This is a genomic window from Streptomyces sp. KLMMK, from assembly GCF_036961605.1.
In the GTDB taxonomy this organism is placed as follows: domain Bacteria; phylum Actinomycetota; class Actinomycetes; order Streptomycetales; family Streptomycetaceae; genus Streptomyces; species Streptomyces telluris.
The window spans coordinates 19,362-39,570 of sequence record NZ_JBAMDC010000019.1 but is presented as its reverse complement, the minus strand read 5'-3'; the positions used below and the strand labels follow the sequence as shown (position 1 = coordinate 39,570).

The 20,209-nt window shown below is 69.9% G+C and carries 19 protein-coding genes and 1 pseudogene; 6 read left to right on the top strand and 14 right to left on the bottom strand.

The features are described from left to right. Positions 1-55: 55 nt before the first annotated feature. Positions 56-223 carry a hypothetical protein gene (locus tag V7793_RS06155; RefSeq protein ID WP_335581878.1) on the bottom strand — a complete coding sequence of 56 codons (168 nt, stop codon included), beginning with the start codon at positions 221-223 and terminating at the stop codon, positions 56-58. Between V7793_RS06155 and V7793_RS06150 the strand changes: the two are divergent. Next, positions 153-407 (top strand): annotated as a pseudogene (locus tag V7793_RS06150) (hypothetical protein); the annotation flags it as partial. The gene V7793_RS06155 and the pseudogene V7793_RS06150 sit on opposite strands and share 71 nt — an antisense overlap. 19 nt (positions 408-426) lie before the next feature. Next, positions 427-933, top strand: coding sequence for a 3-oxoacyl-[acyl-carrier-protein] synthase III C-terminal domain-containing protein (locus V7793_RS06145; RefSeq protein WP_335581877.1), 507 nt, complete (start codon positions 427-429; stop codon positions 931-933). Here the strand turns inward: V7793_RS06145 and V7793_RS06140 are convergent. Further along, positions 854-1,651, bottom strand: a complete 798-nt coding sequence (locus V7793_RS06140) for a class I SAM-dependent methyltransferase (protein ID WP_335581876.1) — start codon at positions 1,649-1,651, stop codon at positions 854-856. The two genes, V7793_RS06145 and V7793_RS06140, sit on opposite strands and share 80 nt — an antisense overlap. A gap of 702 nt (positions 1,652-2,353) precedes the next feature. Here V7793_RS06140 and V7793_RS06135 point away from each other — a divergent pair. From V7793_RS06135 to V7793_RS06120, 4 genes are all read left to right on the top strand, one after another. Beyond that, the gene (locus tag V7793_RS06135) at positions 2,354-2,692 is read left to right on the top strand and encodes a PepSY domain-containing protein (protein WP_335581875.1); all 339 of its coding nucleotides are present in this window, start codon (positions 2,354-2,356) and stop codon (positions 2,690-2,692) included. Between the two features lie 384 nt (positions 2,693-3,076). Continuing rightward, positions 3,077-3,577, top strand: a complete 501-nt coding sequence (locus tag V7793_RS06130) for a DUF3592 domain-containing protein (RefSeq protein WP_335581874.1) — start codon at positions 3,077-3,079, stop codon at positions 3,575-3,577. A gap of 595 nt (positions 3,578-4,172) precedes the next feature. Then, entirely contained in the window at positions 4,173-6,314 is a 2,142-nt protein-coding gene (locus tag V7793_RS06125; protein ID WP_335581873.1) for an NACHT domain-containing protein, read from the top strand. 94 nt (positions 6,315-6,408) lie between these two features. Further along, positions 6,409-6,612 (top strand): hypothetical protein, encoded by a 204-nt coding sequence (locus V7793_RS06120; RefSeq protein ID WP_335581872.1) that lies wholly within the window; start codon positions 6,409-6,411, stop codon positions 6,610-6,612. An 862-nt stretch (positions 6,613-7,474) separates the two neighbouring features. Here V7793_RS06120 and V7793_RS06115 read toward each other — a convergent pair. From V7793_RS06115 to V7793_RS06060, 12 genes are all read right to left on the bottom strand, one after another. Further along, positions 7,475-7,840, bottom strand: coding sequence for a hypothetical protein (locus tag V7793_RS06115; protein ID WP_335581871.1), 366 nt, complete (start codon positions 7,838-7,840; stop codon positions 7,475-7,477). Positions 7,841-8,325: 485 nt separating this feature from the next. Continuing rightward, entirely contained in the window at positions 8,326-8,988 is a 663-nt protein-coding gene (locus V7793_RS06110) for a PIG-L deacetylase family protein (protein ID WP_335581870.1), read from the bottom strand. Continuing rightward, complete coding sequence (locus V7793_RS06105; protein WP_335581869.1) at positions 8,985-10,298, bottom strand: hypothetical protein; 1,314 nt, start codon at positions 10,296-10,298, stop codon at positions 8,985-8,987. Before V7793_RS06105 ends, V7793_RS06110 begins: the two co-directional genes overlap by 4 nt. After that, on the bottom strand, positions 10,295-11,311 hold the full coding sequence (locus V7793_RS06100) for a phosphotransferase (RefSeq protein ID WP_335581868.1): 1,017 nt from the start codon (positions 11,309-11,311) through the stop codon (positions 10,295-10,297). The genes V7793_RS06105 and V7793_RS06100 overlap by 4 nt, the downstream gene beginning before the upstream one ends. Continuing rightward, positions 11,308-12,828 (bottom strand): Gfo/Idh/MocA family protein, encoded by a 1,521-nt coding sequence (locus tag V7793_RS06095; protein ID WP_335581867.1) that lies wholly within the window; start codon positions 12,826-12,828, stop codon positions 11,308-11,310. The genes V7793_RS06100 and V7793_RS06095 overlap by 4 nt, the downstream gene beginning before the upstream one ends. A 55-nt stretch (positions 12,829-12,883) precedes the next feature. Further along, positions 12,884-14,026 (bottom strand): LLM class flavin-dependent oxidoreductase, encoded by a 1,143-nt coding sequence (locus V7793_RS06090; protein ID WP_335581866.1) that lies wholly within the window; start codon positions 14,024-14,026, stop codon positions 12,884-12,886. Between the two features lie 21 nt (positions 14,027-14,047). Then, positions 14,048-15,034 (bottom strand): Ldh family oxidoreductase, encoded by a 987-nt coding sequence (locus tag V7793_RS06085; protein ID WP_335581865.1) that lies wholly within the window; start codon positions 15,032-15,034, stop codon positions 14,048-14,050. Positions 15,035-15,042: 8 nt separating this feature from the next. Continuing rightward, positions 15,043-15,939 carry an aminoglycoside phosphotransferase family protein gene (locus tag V7793_RS06080; protein ID WP_335581864.1) on the bottom strand — a complete coding sequence of 299 codons (897 nt, stop codon included), beginning with the start codon at positions 15,937-15,939 and terminating at the stop codon, positions 15,043-15,045. Between the two features lie 187 nt (positions 15,940-16,126). Next, positions 16,127-17,527, bottom strand: a complete 1,401-nt coding sequence (locus tag V7793_RS06075) for a sporulation associated protein (protein WP_335581863.1) — start codon at positions 17,525-17,527, stop codon at positions 16,127-16,129. Positions 17,528-17,594: 67 nt separating this feature from the next. Next, the gene (locus V7793_RS06070; RefSeq protein ID WP_335581862.1) at positions 17,595-18,782 is read right to left on the bottom strand and encodes a GNAT family N-acetyltransferase; all 1,188 of its coding nucleotides are present in this window, start codon (positions 18,780-18,782) and stop codon (positions 17,595-17,597) included. Between the two features lie 17 nt (positions 18,783-18,799). Beyond that, positions 18,800-19,330 carry a MaoC family dehydratase gene (locus tag V7793_RS06065; protein WP_335581861.1) on the bottom strand — a complete coding sequence of 177 codons (531 nt, stop codon included), beginning with the start codon at positions 19,328-19,330 and terminating at the stop codon, positions 18,800-18,802. Next, positions 19,323-20,207 carry an HpcH/HpaI aldolase/citrate lyase family protein gene (locus V7793_RS06060; RefSeq protein ID WP_335581860.1) on the bottom strand — a complete coding sequence of 295 codons (885 nt, stop codon included), beginning with the start codon at positions 20,205-20,207 and terminating at the stop codon, positions 19,323-19,325. Before V7793_RS06060 ends, V7793_RS06065 begins: the two co-directional genes overlap by 8 nt. Between the last annotated feature and the right edge of the window lie 2 nt (positions 20,208-20,209).

Here is a 20,209-nt window from a genome sequence, read left to right as displayed (position 1 = left end):
GCGCCCGCGCGCCCAGCTCGCCGCCGCGAAGACCGACGAGCGGGCTGTTGGCGGGCTAGCGGCGAGCCGGCCGGGCACGTCGGCGGACGGGGGCAGAGGAGTCGTCCTCCTCCATCTGGGTGATGCGGGCGGTGGGGGTGTCGTCGCCGCAGTTGATCCGCAGGAGGTCACCGGCAGCGATCTGGACACCACGGACGAGTGGATCCGACTCGCGGACAGGCATCGCCCCGGCGGCACGTCGCCGGGGCGGACCTGTCCACAACCGACCTCGCCGTACGGGCCGCCGCCCAGGCCATCGCCACGCCCTTGCCACCGCAGCCGGGCTCCTCGCCGCCGGCACCGCGCAGACCGCCCTGGCCATCGGTGCCGACCGCCTCTCCACTCTCCCCGACCCTCAGGACCGCACGACCGTCCCGCTGTTCGGCGATGGCGCCGGATCCGTGGTGCTGCGCCGCGGAAAGCACCAGCGAGGCCGGGACGCTCGGGCCGGTGGTGCTGGGCAGCGACGGCAGCGGCGCCGATCTGATCCGGGCCTCTCGCCCCGGCGCCCTGCACATGGACGGAGCCGACGTCTTCCGGCACGCGGTCGACCGCATGTCCGCTGCCTCCCGCCAGGCCGCCACGGCCGCCGGATGGACACTGGCGGACGTCGACCGCCTGGTCCCGCACCAGGCCAACAGCCGCATCACTGCCTTTGTCGCCCGGCAACTCGGCATCCCCGTCGACCGCCAGCTCGGCAATGTCGCCGAGACCGGCAACACCGGCGCTGCGTCCATCCCCCTGCTCCTGGTCTACGAGCCTGTCCGCCACGCCCGGTCGGTCCGTCCGTGCACAGCAGGGCCGGCCGATCCTGTCATTGCCCCGGTCTACTGCTGCGCATGCCCAGCCACTTCCCGAAATGCGAGCGGAGGCGGGTGCGGTAGCAGTGCGTGACGTAGGGCATGGCGATCTCGTCGGCATCGGCCAGTGCGGGGTGGGTGTCGCAGAAGGCGCGGACCTCGGCGAGAAGGGCTGTGCGATCAGCGGGCGGGAGGGTGATGACGGAGCTGCCGGAGGTGACCAGATCGATGAGCTCGGTGCGGCTGAGGCGATGGCGCCATTCGACAGTGTGGTACTGAAGGGGCGCGAAGGGCGGTCGGACGGCCTCGATGCCGATGCCTACGCTGGTGGTTCGCGGAGTGCGGCGCGGATGCAGGATCCGGTCGAGGCCGGAGACCCAGTCCTCACGATCGTCGTGGGTGTTCCACACCAGGCTCAAGGTGCCGTGCGGGGTGAGCGTCCGGGCGATTTCCGGCAAGGCGCGTTCGGGGTCCACCCAGTGCCAGACCTGCGCGGCGACGACGGCGTTCACGCTGTCATCGGGCAGGGGGATGGCCTCGGCGGAGCCGGGCAGCGCCGGGACGTCCGGGAGCCGGCGGGCGAGTTCGGCGCGCATCCGCTCGTCGGGCTCGACCGCGATGATGTCCAGCCCGCGCTCGTAGAGCTGGCCGGTCAGCTTGCCGGTGCCGGCACCGAGGTCGAGGACGCGGCGTGCGGTTGCGGGGATCAACCAGTCGATCGCCTCGGCCGGATACGGCGGACGTCCGCGTTGGTAGGCAGCCGCTGCGGCACCGAAAGAGAGGGCTTGCGTCCGGTGGTCGCTGTGGTCCATCGCCGCCCTCTCCTTGGAGTGCTGCCGAGGCACGCCGTTCCACACCTGATCTGGTATCAGGGCGGCCGTTGAAGGCACGCAATACCGGCGCGCGCCCGGGGGCCTGCCTTAGACATCGGCCGCAAGGTGGATGCAAATGTAACGGTGCCCGACGCTCGGGCCGTGCACCGGCGGGCCGGTGTCGTGAGGTCGGCGAGGGTGCCGCGGGGAGCGCCGTCCGGTCCGGGGTGTGGTCCGGATGGCTTAGAGGTGCAGGCGGGAGGGGGATCCGGCGGTCGGCGGGCATGCCTGGGGAGTTTACGGGCATGAGGTGCGGTCATGGAGAAAGGAACGGAACGCGGGTGGTTCACCGGGGCCGGACAGTGCGCGTAGTGCGCCTGGTGTGTGCGGTGGCGGTCACGGCGGCGATGGTGAGTGCGTGTGGTGACGACGGTGGTGGGGGAGGGGGCGACGGCGCGGCGACCACCGTGTCGGCGGCGCCTCCGTCCTCGCCGACGGCTTCCCCATCCGGTGCGCCGACGTCGCCCTCCCCGGATGGTACCGCGGGGATGACCGAGGACCAGGCCGAGCGCAAGGCGCTCGTACCCGCGGCGAAGGTCGGGTACGACCAGGCGGCCAGGTCGGCGACCGGCAAGGTGCCCGGCAGCAAGCTGGTGGACAGCGACCTGAAACGCTCGGCCGGGGGGCGCTCCCGAGTGGCATGTGAAGGTCGCTTCTGCCGATGGCACGGAGAGCGACGTCGTCGTCGACGCGGTCTCGGGCGGGGTGACCTCGTCCAGCCCGGAGGCGGACCAGGATGCCGGGGACAGGCGGGAGACGGCCGACCGGCTGGGCAAGGCCAAGGTCTCCTGGCAGGACGCCGCCTCGACCGCGCTGGGCCGGACGAAGGGCACGATCACGTCCCTCGGCCTGGATGACATGGACGACGGAACCCTGGTGTGGTCGGTGGACGTCGTGACGACGAACGACTGGAACAAGACGACGTACGACGTGGACGCGGCCGACGGCAGCGTCAAGCGCGAACACGTCGACCGCGACTGAGCCCGTACCGGTCACCGGCGGAAGAGCGGGCCCGTCGCGGCGCTGGTGCAGTTGTCCGCCTTCTCCTCCGCGGCGTAGTCCGCATTCATGATCCGCTGCACCAGGGCAACCGCCTCCGCCCGACTCATCTTCACCTCACCCACCGCACACCCTTCTCGTGACCAGCCTGCGTTCAGCCCACGGCGGGCCCAGTCGCCGGTGCCAGGATCCCAGCCCCCACAGGGCGGCATCGCAGACGGTGCTGGCCGCGCAGGATCCGTCACGCCGTTGGTGAGCTGCATGGGCCGGCGGCCAGCGCGCGGCGGCCGGGGTTCGGACCGTCTGGGGCGGGAGCGTGGCGACCGGGACGCTTGGGATAGCGTCCCCCTCGCTCGTCAGGAGTTGATGGGGGACGTCATGGAGATTCGGTTTGAGACGCGTGTGCAGGGAGGCCAGGGAGCTCTCCGGGCGCTCACGTTCGGGATGTTCGCCGTCGGAGCGCTATGCCTGGTCATCGGGCTGGTCTTTGCCGGGGTATCGGTCTCCTTCCTGACAGATGCGCAGCGTGCCGGCGGCACGGTGGTGGCCCTGGACTGGCGGGAGGACCACGACGGCGGATCTCGCACGGGACATGGCGACGACGCGCCTGCGGCGTACCCGGTGGTCGAGTTCACGCCGGAGGACGGCACGCCGAGGAGGTTCCGGGACTCCGCGGGTTCCAACCCACCGGCGTACGAGGTGGGTGAGCAGGTCGAGGTGCTCTACCGCCCCGATGCCCCTGAGGACGCGCGGATCAAGGGATTCCTCTCGCTGTGGCTGCTGCCGCTGATCTTCGGTGGGATCGGGCTGGTGTTCACCGGGATCGGCACAGGCTTCGCATGGGCTGCCCGGCGGCGACGTCCCTAGACGCGTGTCCGACGGACCCCAGGATCTGAACCAGGCGGAAGGGCAGCTCACCCACCAGACTCCGCAAGACGCGGACTCCCGCACGGGCGGCGGCTGCGGGCCCCCGCGGAGGCCTCCGGCGTGCGCGGCGCGGGCGGCCGCGATGCTGAGGCCATGAGTGATCACCCGACCTTGTCGGCCCGGGGCCGGCCGGTGCGGAGCCGAGCCGTGGCCCGTGCCGGTGACCGGGGTGAAGAATGAGGCCGGTATAGACCGGGACGATCAGCGTGGGGATGATCGTATTGCCTGTCCAGCTCTACCCCGCGACGCGCACCGAACACCCGGGACGGACCCACGAAGTCCATGAGGCGGACGGCGGTTCTCCGGGGAACCGCGAGTGAGCGACTGGAGTTTACGCAGCTCAGGAGCGGTCGCGAGCACTGTAGCGGATGCAACACGTGTGGTGCACGGGTTCCTTGGGGCAGCACAAGGACAAATCGGAGAGGTGTCGCATAGCGCCTGAGCGCCTGGCCGCACTCCGTCTGGGCGCCTACTCGTCGATGGTCTGTGTCACGCACGGCCTGGCTGGCGCTCGGATCGCGTAGCGGGGTGGCTGATGGCGTTGCCCGGCGAGATGATGGCCGGTATGGGGGATGAGCGGTCCATGGCCTGGCGTGTGGGCGGGACGTACTTGATGCTGGCGCTGGGCGGGATGGCCGGGGCATTGTGGCTCGCCGACCGTTTCTCCCTGGGGATCGCCGGCACCGCAGTGTCCTTGCTGCCCACGCTGGCACCGTTGTTCCTGTCCTGGGCAGCATTCAGGGCGAGTGCCCAGAGATCCGCCGAGCAGCGGCTGGAAGAGATCGCCGAGCAGTTGGCACAGGCCGTCCGTCGTCAGTGGGAGGCCGAGGTGCGCGTCCGTCAGCTCAACGACCCCTATCCGCTCGCGGTGTCCTGGAAGGCAGCTTCGGAGGACCTGGTCGAGACGTGGCCGCTGCTACGGGCGATCGCCACTGACTGGCCGGGCGGGCCGGTCAGCGACCCTGCGGGCTGGGTCGAAACACCTGAGGAACTGGCCGGGTCAGGAGCTCAGATCACCCAGATGTTCACCTGCCGCGTCCCGACTCAGCGGCTGCTGGTGCTCGGCCCGCCGGGTGCGGGCAAGACCGTATTGCTTCTGCGGCTGCTGCTGGGCCTGCTCGCCCAGCGCGACGCCGACAATCCCAGCGGTGGGTGTCAGGCGGTTCGGGCGGTGCCCGTGTTGTTCTCGCTGGCCTCGTGGAACCCGGCCCGCCAGGACCTGTACGCATGGATGGCCGACCGGCTCGCCGCGGACTACCGCAGCCTGGCAGGACCGGCCCCGGCCCGCTACGGGCCGGTCGCCCGCGCCCGCGCCTTGCTCGACCATCATCTGATCCTGCCGATCCTGGACGGCTTCGACGAGCTCCCCTCCGCAATCCGCGGCAACGCCCTCAACGCGATCAACCAGGCCCTGCCGCTGGGACAGGCCGCAGTGCTGTCCAGCCGCGTCGCCGAGTATCGCGATGCCCTGCGTCCGGCCTCAGGCGTACCCGTGAAGCTCGCCGGGGCCGCCGGCATCGAACTGTGCCCCCTCTCCGCCACGGATGTCACCGCCTACTTGCACCGGGACGCAGGGGGCACGAGCTGCGCCGCCAGCCGCTGGGCCGCCCTCACCGCCCGGCTGGGAACGGCCACGCCCGTGGGGCAGGCGCTGCGCACACCGCTGATGCTCTTCCTCGCCCGAACCATCTACAACCCCCGTCCCGGTGAGCGCGAAGCGGATCTGCCACACCCCGGAGAACTCTGCGACACCTCACGCTTCCCCACCCGCGCCTCGGTTGAGACCCATTTGTTCTCCGCGTTCATCCCGGCCGCGTACCGTCCCCACCCGCGCTACCCCTGCCGCTGGACCCCGCGACAGGCGCACACGGCTCTGACCTTCCTTGCCCGTCATCTGCAACACGCCCTGCACGGCACACCCGACCTCGCCTGGTGGCAACTTCACCGAGCAGTACCGGCGAGCATCCCCCAACTGATCACCTGGCCCATCGGACTGCTGACGGGCAGCGGGCTCGGGATCACGGCCGCGATCGCGACAGCAGAGGATGGGGCCGGTGGAAGAATCGCTGCCGCGATCTTCGCATTCGTGGGAGGGAACATTCTCGCGCTCACCCTCACTTTCCCGCTGTGGCTCGCCTTCGAGGCAGAAGACAAGCAGCCGGCGGCGAAAATCCGTTGGGCCTGGAACTGGCTCTGGCTTGCCATCAGCCTCAGCCTGGCCATCTTGATCGCCATGATGGGCGCCTCCGCTCCGGCGGTTGCCATCGGTCTGGGGGTCGGTGTCGCGTCCGGGTTACGCGTCGGCTCGGCCGATCCGGCCCTGGCCGTCGGTCCGCGAGCCCTGTGGGCCCGGGACCGTCGGGTCTTCTGGCAGCTCACCCTCGCGACCGGGGCCGCGGTCGGACCGGGCCCGGGAGTGGCCCTCGCCGGACAACCTGTGGCCGGCTCGGTGGCAGGACTCGTCACCGGCCTCTGGATCGGATCAGGCATCGCCTTCTCCGCCACCGCCTGGGGCCCGTTCACCGTCGCCCGACACTACCTGGCCCTGCGCCGACACCTCCCGCGCGATCTCATGTCCTTCCTCACCGACGCCCATGAGCACCGGGGCGTGCTGCGCCAGGCGGGAGCGGTCTACCAATTCCGGCACATCGACTTGCAGCGCCACTTGGCCAGCTGAGAACAGTCATGCTGGATGAGCCGGTCCGCGGCAATACGCCCTCTGTGCAACGGTCGCAGGCGGCACAGCCCGCTGAGCTCCGAAACCTTCTCCAATGACACAGCCCCATCGCATTCCTGGTGACCCGCAAATCGCTTTACCCGAGCAGCACGACCAGTATGTCGCCGCCCTGGAACGCCTGGCCGAGGCCAAGGCGGCTGGCGGGCAGCTCGAGCCACCTGCCGAGCCGCCTCATCCGGTTGACCTGATGGCTGCGCTGGAGGCCTCGATCGACGCAGCGCGGGGCGGTCAGTCCTGATCCGGCAGTTTCGTGCTCCTCGGCGCGGCAGACCAGGGCCCTTCCTGCTGACGCGCCCCCAGGCGCCGCCCGCGCGAGCGCCGCCCGGCGTCGTCCGCAAGGACACGGGGGAGGCTGATCCTTGGCGGACCGGCTGGATTTCCGCCCCCTGCCAGGTGGTGCGGATCGCGACCGCACCTGGCACCGCCCGGACATCCCGTCATGGCGGAGTACGCATGACCGGACTCCCGCCGTCGGCTGGTCACAGGGCGCGGCCGGACGAAGCCGCCCTGCGGGAAGCGCCGTGCCAGCCGCCTCGGCGCCGGATGGCGCGGCGTCGTTGAACCACCGATCGCCGCATACCGGCCGCCGGTGCCCGCTCGTTTGTTGCGGGCCTACCGCGCACGCGTCACCCAGCGCGAGGCCGTTAGGCAGCCGCCCCTGCCGTGCATAGCTCCCCGAGGCTGCCTGGACCAGGCCCGCATGGCGTTCGCCCGACCACAGAACGAGTCGAGGACGAGATCGAGTACGTCGTCGTCGGCGACGCCCTGTCGACCTTCCCGTCGATGCGCGGCCCTGCGGCCAACGGCACGTGACGCCAGCTCGATGGGGCAGAGACACACGCCCAGCCGAACCGTCAGAGCAAGCGGAGGAGAAGACTCCAGCCGAAGCCGGGGCAGGAGATCGACCTGGGCCCCCTCATCCGCGGCTTCGAGGTGGCCGCTCATCTGAGTGGCCTGTCGGGCCGCCGGGAGATGACCGGCGGCCCGATGGCATTTATGCACCCGCTTGGTGAACGACTGGCCGCCGAGATCGTCACGCCGGCAGCGGGTGCTGCCGGCCCGGGCTGCTGGGGTACGGGATGCCCAGGCGGGCTTAGCGCTCAGCCCTTGAGTTTCGCGAGCGTTGCCTTGGCGTCCTTGATGAAGAGCGGCTGGAGCTTGTCACTGTCGTAGGGGAACGCGGTGTCGTCGCTGAAGGACTTGCTCAGGGTGAGCTGGGACGAGTACTCCGTTCCGCCATCGAGGATGCTCAGGGTGATGATGCGGCTCGCCTCCATATCCACGGACGTGTAGTAGGCGCGGTCTCCGATTCCTGAGACCGTCTTGATGGTCGCCTTACTCTTCGGTGGGTAACCGGCGCTCTGCGCCTTGGCGGTGAACTCAGGGCCCGGGTCAACCTTCTTGTGGAGAGTGACCTGGGTGAACAGCACCGCTATGCCCCCCTTCTTCTCCTTCGGCTTCAGCATCACACTGCATTCACCGCGGTCCATCGCCTAGTGCCGCAGCACTGCCCCCTGGCGCTCCTCGCCCTCCTCGACGGTGAACAGCGTATTGAGCGCTTCGGATGGCGCGTCGTCACACAAGTTTGCGCCGACCCTGTAGCCGCGGGTATCCGTAGAGGAGCTGTCTGACAGCGTCAAAAACCCACCCCAGAGAACCGAGGCGACAGCAGCACCAGCCACCATCGGAACCCAGCCGCGCCTCCACACGCCAGTCCTGTCCTCGGCAGGGCCGAAGGGCGGGACCGGGGGCTGTCCGGACGGGGCACTCGTCTGCTGATGCGGCATGTTCATGATCCGAATTTACAGCTATGCGCTCCCGTTGCGCATTCTTCCTACGTGATGCTGGCGAGGGGCTGGCTCGCCTGCGAGCCCGGCACGTCAGCCAATCCGTATGCAGCTCCGTCTGGCCTGTTTTGCCCGACCCAACTGTCTGCTCTGTAGGGCACTCTTCATGTAGCAGCCGTGATGTTGGCCTGGTCGGCTATGTCTACTTGTCGCGCGATCGTGAATAATTCGGCACAGGTGCTTTCCTGTGGGAGTCTTTCCATGACTCGGTGGTGCACGTACTGGCGGTGTGCCACCTCAGCCAGCTTCCGGAAGACGTCCATGTCGAGCTGATGCTGTGAGGCGAAGCACTTGAGCGCGCGCATCTTGGCGTCCAGCAGCTCTGGGGTGCCCATGAAGAACATTGTGGGTTCGAATCCGGTGCTGTAGGGCGAGCGAAAGTACCGCAGGTTCGTGGCTTCTCGTAGGGCGACTGCGGTTACGTCTTCCGCGGCTGTGCTGTGGTCGAGGTGCTGGTCGCCGGGGTAGTGGGTGTATACGACGTCGGGGCGGGTTTCGTGGAATACGTCGAAGAGGTCGGCGTTGATCTCTCCGCGATGCTCTGCGAAGCGGGTGTCGGGGATGGACGAGAAGGTGTACTGGTGCACGCCCAGGATGGCTCCGGCGGCCAGGCACTCTTCCCGCCGCCTTGCCGTGTGGTCGCGTGCTCCGGTGGTCAGGCAGTGCACTCGGATCCTGGCGCCGGTGCGTGCGTACCAGTGCATCCGCATACCCATGGCGATCTCGGCGTCGTCGGGATGGGCCACCACGACGAGTACGGTTGTCATGTTTCTCCTTCTGGTCGACTGGGCTTCACGGTGAAGCCGCTGCGCAGGACCCGGCCGTCGAGGCCCTGCCAGCGAAAAGGCTCGTCGGGGCTGCTGGGCCATTTGAGGTAGTGCATGCTGCCGAGGACTCGGGTCGTGCCTTCTTCGAGGAATGCGATCTTGGACGATCCGCCGCCGTCCAGGTGGTACGTACTGTGTGGGTCGAGTCCTTCGGCCGTGCAGATCGCCGCTGCCTCTCGGGGGGTGACGCCGCGGAAGGGGTACGACAGCGGGGCGCCGTCGAGTACCAGGTGTACGAGATCAGGCCCGTGGAGAGCGATCAGGGTTCGGGCGTAGCGTGCGTCGCGGAACGGCGAGGCGCCAAGGCACTCGTCGTAGCTTGTGGTGAGTCCGCGGGCGGCGTCGGCGACGCTTGGCCCGAGGGAGACGCCGCACTCCATGTGCCGCACGTCCAGCCCGTCGATTTCGTTGATCTCCACGCGCGCGCCGGGCTCGAGGTGGCCGGCCCACGTGCACTCTGCTCGCAGGACGAAGTTCCCCGCGAAGAGATCGGCACCGCCTCCTGGGTGGACCGATGTCACCCGGTGCCCGGCCCCGGGTCTCCAGGACACCACGCCGTCGATGACTGAGGGGTCCAGTGGGGTGATGTTGGAAGTGGGCTGCACGTGGCGGATGAAGCCCGTGCGTGGGTGGTCGCGGTAGCGGACCCGGCAGTTGGCGGCACCGAAGACCGTGAACGCTCCGGGCCGGTGCCTGTCGCCGGGGCGCGGAGTTTTCGAGCCGATCCACCGGTGGGGCTGCCCCTGAAGGCTCAGCGTGCCCGTGGCGTTGAGGGTGTCGATCAATGGCTGGCCGCGGTGCACGAGGAAGGCCGGCTTGGCAGCCGTGGGCAGGCTCACGATCTCTCCGGCCCGGCAGCAGAAGTCGAGGCAGGGTTCGGCCGGCTGGTAGGAGGGGTCGTCGGAGATGAAGGAGAACGAACCGCTGACAGCTGCGAGCGCCGCATCTGCTCCGACATGGTCGCGCAGGTGGAAGCCGTCGGCGGCGGAGACGACTTCGGCTCGGGCCAGATCCAGGTCGGCCCTGAGGGTGAAAACGTTGGTGAAGCAGTCGCCGCCCAGGTCCACGCTTGCGGTCTGGAGGCGGATTCCGGGGGCGAGCGTGCGTCGGCGCGCCGGGGCCCGTACGGCGAAGGCCCGCTGGTCATGCGCGAGGGACTGGATGTCGGGTACGTGGTAGCCGTGGGCGCGGAGGGTGGCCAGGGCTGCCTGGTCCCCCTCGTTTGGAGGCCGGGAAAGGCGTGAGGTCATGGGGCGGTCCTCCCGGGTTCGGCGGCGTGCACGAGGTCCTGCACGTCGAACACGGCGGTGTCGAGAAGTTTGAGGACCCGGTTGCGGTAACGCTCGGCCAGAGCGGGCGGCTGTGCCAGCGGGTAGGGAATGGTGTCGTTGGCCAGCCGGTAGAGGATCACCCCAGCGGCGATCTTGGCCATGAGAATCCCGTCGGCGTGCCTGGGTGGTTGTGCGCCGAAGTAGCCGGCGAGCAGAGCCTGGACGAGAGCGGGCAGGTGGTGCGGCCGTGCGAGGTGGTGGATCAGCAGGTGGGCCAGGAAGTAGGCGACGTCGTACGGCGGCCAGCCGCGGTGGACGTTGTCGAGGTCGCACAGGGCGACGCTGCCGGCCGCCAGGCTGAGGTTCTTCGGGGCGAGGTCTCCGAGGATCAGCTGCTGACCCGGCTGGCCGGGCAGTTCCTCGCACGTCTCGTCGAGGGCCTGGTGCCCTCGGGCGCGAAGACAGAAGTCGAAGGTGTGCTCGCGGAACCACACATCGCCCTGGGAACGGATCGGTGCGCGGACCTGACGGGTGGCCTGGTGGATGCGGTGCAGGGTGCTGCCCAGGCGGGCTGTCTCCGCGGTGGTGGCCGGGCGTCGGTTCAGGTGCTCGTGATAGGTGCGGCGGTCGGGAAAGACGTCAGTGAGGATCATGGCGTGCGCCTTGGCATAAAAGCCGAGCACCCGGGGGAAGGCCCCGGGCACCGCGGCTCCGTAGACCTCCAAGGCGTGGCGTTCGTCGGCGATGAGCGCTGGGTCGGTGCGCAGGGCGGGTATCTGGGCGAAGCGGTCGCGGCGGACTTTGACGATCACGCTGCCGCGGTGGCCGTCGACTCGGAAGACGTGGCTGACGTTGCCTCCGGTCGCCCGTTCGATCCGGGAGATCTGTCCCGTATGCCGGGCGCAGTCGTTGAGGACCGTCGGTGAGGCGTCGCCCAGGAGTGCGCCCAGGGTCGGCAGGGTCAGCTGTGGTTTCGGTGGGTACTGATTCACCGTGCGGCCCCCGCCCTGCTCTGGGCCGGGAGGAGTGAGGACTCGGGCAGGGGTGTGGTCCGGAAGCCGAGCGTGGTCACCGGCGAGGTGCCGGCGCGCTGGTTCGCCATCGACAGGTATGCCCCTGCCATCAGGGTGGAGGCCCGGCGGTGGCTGGTGAGCTCGGAGAGCATGCGCTCGCGGGGCACCCGGCCGTTGAGGTACTCGAGGAACTCGTTGATGGCACGCTGCCGGGAGGATTCCTGCGTTGGTACCGCCATCTCGGAGCCCCACGTGGTGGTCAGCGCCTCATAGCCGAGGGCGGTGTGCTTCGTCCAGGCCGGGCGGAGCTGGTCGTTGCGGAAGACGTGCACCTCAACATGATTTTCGCTGCCCAGCGCGTAGGGGTCCGCGCCCGGCGGAGCGCTGCCCAGGGTCTGCAACGAGTGGAAGTGGAGGGCCTGGAAGGGGCCTTGCTCGATGATGTGGGTCTCGTGGCGTACCCGGCCGTTGCCCTTGTAGAGGCTGGTGGTTGCGGGGGTCAGGTTGCCGCGCTGGGAGAAGCCGTTGTGTACCAGGTTGAGGCTGCCGAGCGTCATGGCGTGCCCGCCGCTCTTGTAGGCCATGGACAGGAAGGCGTCCACCTCCCCGAAGCGGGCCGTCGCCGTGCGCAGCTTGTGCAGGGTGTACGGGTTGCGGGCCGCGAAGCCGGGGAAGAGCCGCTCGTGGTCGGCGACGCCCAGCTGGGCCAGGACATCTGCGGGTCGGGTGACGTGGGCGTGTATCTCGACGGTGTCGAGCTCCTTGCCGCTCCGTTCGCCGGCGGTCAGGAGCCACGGCACGATGTCGAAGAAGTGGTAGCCGGAGTGGGCGCACTTTCCGTACCCCTGGTCGAAGCCGTGGTAGGTGATGTCGATCAGCTCGTCCGGCATCCGCCACTGCCCGTCGCTGTGGAAGGACTGGATGGAGGTGACCGGGCAGTTGGTCTCTTCGGCGACCTCGGCGATGAGGTCCCGCATGCGCCAGAACGCGGGGTGGTAGCGCCGCTGGCACAGCACGCTCACCAGGAGTTGTGGGTGGTGCTTACGGGCCTGCTGGTAGCACGCGAGGATCTCCTCGTAGTCGGAGAGGATGGCGCGCGCCCGCCGGGGGTCGGACGAGCAGTGGGCGTGCACGCTCAGCGGCTTGTCCAGCAGCACGCTGAGGCCGTGCTCCAGCGCCCACCGGGTGTAGGCCAGGTGATAGGCGGGTTCGGTGGAGATCACCACAGCGTCGATGCCGCGGCGGCGTACCACGGTGTCCAGGACGCTCCGTACGGCGTGCGGAAGGTCGCGGAGCGTGGGGTCGAACGGATCGATCAGTACTACGGGCAGGGACGGGCCGTCGCGATCCGTGCCGCCGGTCAAGGGGGCCTGTGCTGCGGGGATGTCCACGCCAGTGACGGTGCCGACGAGTCCGGCGCCTTGCCCGGCCGCGAGCGCCGGAAGGTGGGTCCTGCGGGCGTGGGGGCCGACCCCGATCACCAGGATGTTCTTCACGTCGCCCCTTCCTTGGCCGTGTGCCGGGTAGACAGCTGCCGGACGCTCGCGGGAGTCATGGGCGGTCCCCCGAGGCCGGGTTCCTTCGGCGCAGCTCGGGGAGCACGCCCTCGCCGACCCAGTACGCCTCCTCCAGGTGCGGGAATCCGGACAGGATGAATTCCTCGATGCCGAGCGCCGCGTACTCGGCGATGCGGTCCGCGACTTCGGTGTGGCTGCCGACCAGTGCGGTGCCGGCGCCGCCGCGCAGCAGCCCCACCCCGGCCCAGACGTTGGGGTAGATCTCCAGGTCGGAGGTCCTCCCCCCGTCCCGGAATCGTTCATGCAGTGCGTTCATCCGTGCCTGGCCGGTCGACTCGCTGGACGCCAGGATGCTCTGCACCCGGACCATGTGCTGCTGGTCGATGCCCTCGATGAGGCGTTCGGCCGCGGCCCAGGCCTCCGCGGAGGTATCCCGGGCCACCACATGGAACCGGATTCCGAACCGCAGGTCCCGGCCATGCTGCTGGGCCAGAGCGCGTATCCATGCGATCTTCTCCGCCACTTGCTCGGGCGGCTCGCCCCAGGTGAGGTAGGTGTCCACGTGGCGGGCCGCGACCGGCCCCGCTTGCGGGGAGGACCCGCCGAAGTACAGCTCGGGCAGTGGGTCCGGGGGTGCCAGGACGGTCGCGTCGCGTACGTCGTAGTGCTCGCCCCGGAAGGTGTAGGGCTCGCCGCTCCAGGCGCCGCGCAGCACCGTGAGGAACTCGGCGGTGCGGGCGTAGCGCTGTGCCTTGGAGAGGTGGTCGCCGAAGCGGGCCTGCTCGTTGCGCTCGCCTCCGGTGACGACGTTGAGGAGCAGCCGGCCGCCGGACTGGCGCTGGAACGTGGAGGCCATTTGCGCGGCCAGGGTCGGCGCGATGAAGCCGGGCCGGAAGGCGACCAGGAACTTCAGGTATTGGGTCTGCTGCGCGAGCGCGGCGCAGGTCAGCCAGGCGTCCTCGCACCAGGTCCCGGTCGGGGTGAGGACCGCGTCGAAGCCGGCGTCCTCGGCGGCCCGGGCGATCTGGGCGAGATAGCGGACTGTCGGTGCCCGGAAGCGGTCCGCTCCCGGGCGGATCCCCGGGCCGGTGCCGGCTTGCGGCCCGTGTGTTCCGCGGGTCCCCACGGTCAGGGACCTACCGTCGCTGGCGGTGGGAAGGAACCAGTGAAATCGCATGTCACACCCCGTGTTCGTGACTCAGTCGGATTCGAAGTCGCCCTCTGCTCGCGCCACGAGCCGGCGATGCACTGCCGCATCGAGCTCGACCGTGCCGGCGCGCTTGGCGCGCGCGAGGCGCTCTCGGCTCATCTGGCCCGGCAGGCGCACCGGGCCGCCTTCACGGGTGACCGCACCCTTCATCGCGTCGAGGAGCTTGGTGTTGCTTGCGGGGCAGCCGGCGGCTGCGCCCCCGAACGCCGGGTCAAGGGCGATGAAGGTGTAGCCGGTGGTCCAGGTGTCATCCACACCGCTGCCCATCGGGAAGCCGAAGAGGGATCCGGTGAGGACCTGCACGAGCAGGGACAGGGCGAACCCGCGGTGTTCACCGAAGACCACCGCGGAGACCGCCTTATCGGGTTCATCGGTGAACTGCCCCTGGTCGTCAACGAAGCAGTCGTGGGGGAGCCGGGCGCCGGTGCGCCGGGCCTCCCACAGCACCCCCATGGGCGCCAGGGTGGTGGACATGTCCGCCACGAACGGCTCGTCGAGCGTGGGGAACGCAAAGCTGATCGGGTTCACACCCAGGAGAGGAGTCCGGCCGCCGTGCACCGTCGCCTCGGCACGGGAGGTGTTCATGGCGATGCCGATCAGGCCCTCGGCAGCCATGCTCTCGCTCCACTGCGCGAGGATGCCGTACCGCTGTGTATTGATCATGCCGATGACCCCGGCACCAAGGGCCCGCGCCTTGCGCACGGCAAGCCCGACTGCGTAGTGCGCGCTGAGCGGACCGATCTCGCGCTGCGCATCGACGACCGCCAGGGCGCCGTACTCACGCTCGATGCGCGGGGCGGCTGTTCGGTGGGAGAAGAACCGTGACTCGAAGCAGAACTTCGCCACTCCGTGCGAGGGCTGTCCGCGCAGTTCACCGGCGAGATAGTGGTCGACGACGAAGCCGGTCTTCTCCTGCGGGACCCCCGCTGCCCCACAGGCTCTGGCCATCAGGGCCCGGACGTTTCGGATATCCACCTGCATCTTCACCACCGGGCCCGGGCGTGGACCATGTGGCCGAGGACGGTGCGGCCGCGGTCGGTGAGCATGGTCTCGTTCTTCGTCAGGCCGGTGTTCAGGTAGGAGACAGCCAGGCGCGCGGTGAACAGGATCAGAGAGCGCTTCTCCGCCTCTGACAGCTCGCTGCCGTAGCCGGTGAGGAATGCCTTGCGGAGGTCGGGGCGGGTGGGCCAGGCGGCGCCGCACAGCCACACGAGGTCCTCGACCGCGATGCCGGGAGCGGACTCTTCGAAGTCGATCAGGCCGTGGTGGCCGCTGTGCGCATCCCAGAGCCAGTTGCGGGGGGAGTAGTCGCCGTGCCGGTAGACCACTCGAAGCCCCTGGGCGATTCGGGGCAGATCGAGGGACACCTCGCGCACCAGTTCCTGCTGGGCGCCGGTGAGCTGGTCGCCGAGGTGCTCCAGGCATGCCGCGGCCTCGTCGGCCTGGACGGTCACCGACGCGGTGATGCTTGCGTGCATGGAGGCGGGAACCGGCTCGGGGTGGTTGTGCCATCGCCTGAGCAGCTGGCCGGCGAGGTGGTGGACGCGGCGTTCCTCTGCCTCCTGCAGGGGCAGGCCCCTTACGACGTGCCCGGGCAGCGCAGAGGTGATGACGGCTGGGAGGCCAGGGTTTGAGGCGAGGAGGCGCGGAGCCTCGTGCGGGGCCAGTGCGCGAGCCGCATGCTCGCAGCCCTGTACCTCCCGCGCGAACTTCTCCGGCCCGGGGTACAGCTTGACGAAGGCATCTGCCACGCCGGTGGTCACGCGCCAGATGCGCGAGTCACCGCGTGGCCAGGAGGTGTCCGTGACGGTGTCCAGTCCGGGCAGGTGACGGGCCACCCAGTGCCGCAGTTCACGGGGCAAGGAGGCGTCGTGCGTCATGGGGGACTTCTCCGAATCGGTGGGAAGGTGAGGGAAGGAGATCGGCGCGGCCAGCAGTTTTGCCGGAATGTGCCGCATGTGTGCATCGCGCACGCGGAATCAGAGCAGGGGCGTCCGGGAGGCCCGCGTCCCGCACGGGACCAGCCCGGGGACGCCCGAGCTGGCCGCTGCGGCCGCGCGGGCCCGGTCATCGGGCGGCGGCTTCCGGTACGGGGGTGGGGGACAGCCGGCGGGCCAGGCCCTCCGTGAAGTCGCTGACGCGCGGGTCGGTGGCCCAGGGAGCCAGGGCGTGGGCCGCGTCGCGCAAGTAGCGCTCCGCTCGTGCGGAGTTCACCCGCGACAGCAGCGCCAGGGCACGGTTGCCGCAGTCAAGCGCCTGGTCAAGGTCGCGGGCCTGGCATGCGGCGGTGGCGGCGACCGCGAGGCGCAGGCCGACGGCGCGGGCGTGGCGCTCGTCGGACAGATCGGTTGCCTGCTTGCTCCACCCCAGCGCGGCTTTGGGATTCTGCAGGTCGCGGTAGATCTCGATTGCGTCGGCTGCAAGGCGGCCGTGTGTGACGTAGGAGATCCACTGCGGGTCGGGGGTACCGGGCTTGATCTTGTCGAGCCATGACTCGGCCCGGCTCAGTGCGGAGGACGCCCCTGTGGCATCTCCGAGGCGGGCCAGAGCGCGGGCCTCGGCCAGTTTGGCGAAGGCCAGTACCCGGCGGGAGGCGTGGTGGCGTCCTTGGTGAAAAGCACCTTGAGCCATGTCGAGTGCCTGGTCGGGAGCGCCCTCGAGGATGGTGTGCAGGGCCATGGTGGTCAGGATGTAGGTTCCCATCTCCACGTTGCCGCCGGCGCGGGCCAGTCGCAGTGCCTGGATGAAGTGCTGCTGTGCTGCGGCGCTGTGGCCGCTGTCGAACGCAGCCCATGCAACGACGCGGGACAGCTCCGCGGTGATTGAGAACAGTTCCTGTCCGGTCTGCTCGGAGTGGGGGCCGGCGAGCAGAGGGAGGGCGCGCCTGCGCAGGCACTGTGTGACCGAGCTCAATCGCCAGTTGCCGCCTCCGAACCCGCTGTCCCACAAGCGGGCCTGCTCGGCGGCGTCCCGGAGCTCTCGCAGATCGTCCTGGCTGACCCGTCGGCTGCCCTCGCTCTCGTCGTCCCATCCGGCGCCATCGGCGGGCACGGCGAGCCAGCGGGTGACGGGAAGAACATATCCAGCAGCGGCGAATCCCCCTGCCGGGCTGGCGTCGTCGTGGCCGGTCCAGTGCAGGCACGTGCCCTCGATGGCCTCGCCGCGATTGCGGGGGAAGTCCCATCCTCGCGGCACCTCTTCGGGGGGCACTCCCATGCCGATCTCCTCCACGGTGACGAGACGGCCGATCCGTTCAGTCAACGCGGCGGCGATGAACTGGGGCACGGGGTCCTTCGGCGTCGCCCCGGCGAGCCACCTCGCGACGCCGGTGTGCTTGTACGCCGTCGGATGCCCTTTCCGCCCGGCTATCTGGTTGACGCGGAAGGCGAGGCTCTTGTGACTTATCCCGTGCCGGGTCAGGAGCAGCGCGAGGGCGCTGTTCGGCGATTTTGGCCGACGGCCGGTCATCAAAGCCTCCTTCGGGGCGGGCGGCGGGCGCCCCCGCTGCGGTGTACGGCAGGGTCCGGCGGGACGGTCAGAAGTACTCCGGCAGCCACGGCTCGCGGTCAGAGGTGGCGCGCACGAGCTGCGTGATCTCCTGCGGATCCCCGTGGACGCCGGCCAGGGCGGCGGCGGCCGCGGTGCGGTAGCCCCCCGCGTACCAGATGGCGAACTGGCGCCGGGTGAGCGTGAGACTTCTGCCGCCTTCACTGGCCGTGGGGGCCAGCTCTGCGGCACCCCTGGTGATCTGCAGGACGTACCGCTGGGTGGCGGCGCCGGTTTCGCAGACGACGTCGAGTGGGAGGGTGAGGTCCAGATCCTCCGGCCAGCCGCGCAGACGCACAGCCTGGGGCAAGTCCAGGATGCGCAGCATCCAGGGGTGCCAGGTGCGGGCGGTCACCGAGCCGGCGCGGTGCAGGTTGTGCAGCAGCGTCGGAACGGGTGGCAGGCCGGTGCGCTGGAACGCGACCGTGGGGATCCGGCTGTTGTAGCGGCCGAGGAAGGCGAACATCGCGGCGGCCGCGCGAGATGTTGCGGCCCAGAAGTCATGGACCACCAGCTGCCGCCCTTCGGGCACATGGTGGTCAAAGGCCAGGGACAGCAGGCCCGCTGGCTCTTCGCCCGGCAGGTTGAACCGGTAGCTGGTGAGGTCCGGGTGCTCGTCCTGCTGCCAGCTCTCCCACCAGTGCGGCCGCTGCCACGGCCCGTTCCACAGCGCGGCCAGATCGCGCTGCATCCGGTGGGCCGGCCGGGTCGGTCCGTAGGTGATCTCAAAGCCGGTCTCGTCGAAGGTGCGTTTGAGCTCGTCGGTGGGGACCGCCCAGGAGAACACCTGGGTCGGTGCGGCCCAGCCCATCCGGTTCCCGTAGCCGGTGGAGGTACTCCACGCCGTGGCCAGGACCGCGCCCTGTTCCTGCAGGGGCCGCAGCCGCTCGTCGACCATGCGGACCCACAGGTGGCTGCCGCGCTCCTCCGGGGCGACGCATCCGCAGGCCAGGCTGGCGCTGGGCACCGGCTGCCCGCCGAAGTACTGGGGGACCAGCAGGCCGATGCCTCCGGCGACGACGCGGCCGTCGCGCAGAGCGACGCGGGCATCGGCGCGTGGGCGCAGGCGCGCGATGTCCGCGACGCGGTGGCCGTAGCTGCGCGTGGCCAGGGAGTTGTACTCGTCCCACCGGGCGTCGTCGGCTTCGACGACGGTCAGTGACGCGTCCTCAGGCATGTTCTGCCTCCACTTGGTCAGTAGTCGGTGGCGTCGCGGACGACGCTGGCGTCGGCCGGGACCAGGAAAGTGCGGGTGTAGGACAGGACCCGCTGGCCGTGCTGGTTGTAGCCCGTGGTCCGGCACGTCACGACGCCGTTTTCCGGGCGGCTCTTGGAGGGCCGGGCGTTGAGGATCTCGGTCTCCGCGCGGAGGGTATCCCCGACGTACACCGGGTGCTCGAAGCGCACGCCGTCCAGGGCGAGGTTTGCGGAAGTCAGGCCACTGGTGCTGCGGACTGTGGCGCCCAGCACGATGCCCAGGGTGACGATCCCGCAGAGCAGCGGCCGGTCACGGCCCGTCTGCTCGCAGAATTGGGTGTCGCAGTGGACCGGTGCCGGGTTGCCGGTGAGCGCCAGCGTCAGCGCGTGGTCGGTGCCGGTCACCGTCCGGGCGGGCCGGTGTTCGATCACCTGGCCGGCGACGAACTCCTCCAGGCCGCGCCCGACCACCTCACGGAAGCGGGTCTCACCGACGGACCGGTAGCCCTGCGGGACGGCGCTACCCATGGGGGACCTCCTTGGATGCGGACGCCTGACGGGCGTCACCTGCTCGCCCGGCTACTGCGCGGGCCGCGGCCACGAGCGGCGGTCCCACCATGCGGCCGCCCACAGCCGTGACCCCTCCAGCGGTTTCGGCGGCGGTGAGCGTGGCTTGCGCTTCGGCGAGCTCCTGGGCGGATGGGCGAAACGCCTCACGGATAACGAGAAGCTGCCGGGGATGGACCGCGCCCTTGCCGGTAAAACCCAGGTCGCTGGCCTCCTCGGCTTCTCGTCTGAGCCCGTCAGCGTCGTTGATGTCGAAGTAGGGGGAGTCGATGGCCGGCAGGCCCGCGGCGGCCGCACCGGCCGCAAGGGCCGAGCGCGGGTACCACAGGGCGTGGCTGCTGCGGCGGCAGCCGGTGGCGGCGGCATAGTCGGCGGCCCCGAACACCACCCCCGCCAGGGAGCGGGCGCCCAGGATGCCGGGCAGCTGCCCGATGGCCCGCGGTGTCTCGATCAGCGCCCAGATGCGGGGCGGCCCGTCGTCGGCATCGAGGATCTTAGCGACAAGCTCGATATCGCGCGGGGACTCGACCTTGGGAACCAGCAGTATTGCGGGCCGGACACCGGATTCGGCCACCGCCACCAGGTCCCTCAGCCCGTGCACCGTGCCCGGCGCGTTCAGCCTCAGCCCCCACACCGTCGCGGTTCCGCCGACAGCGACGGCCTGGGTGAGGCAGCCGATCGCCGCCGCGCGCGCGGACTCCTTGCCGCCCTGGGGGACGGAGTCCTCCAGGTCAAGCAGGGCAACATCTGCGCCCGCGCTTCTGGCCGTTTCGAACCGGCTGAGGGATGCCGGAGTGATCAGCCAAGTAGAGCCTCCCCGGGTGAGCGGCGCGACCACGG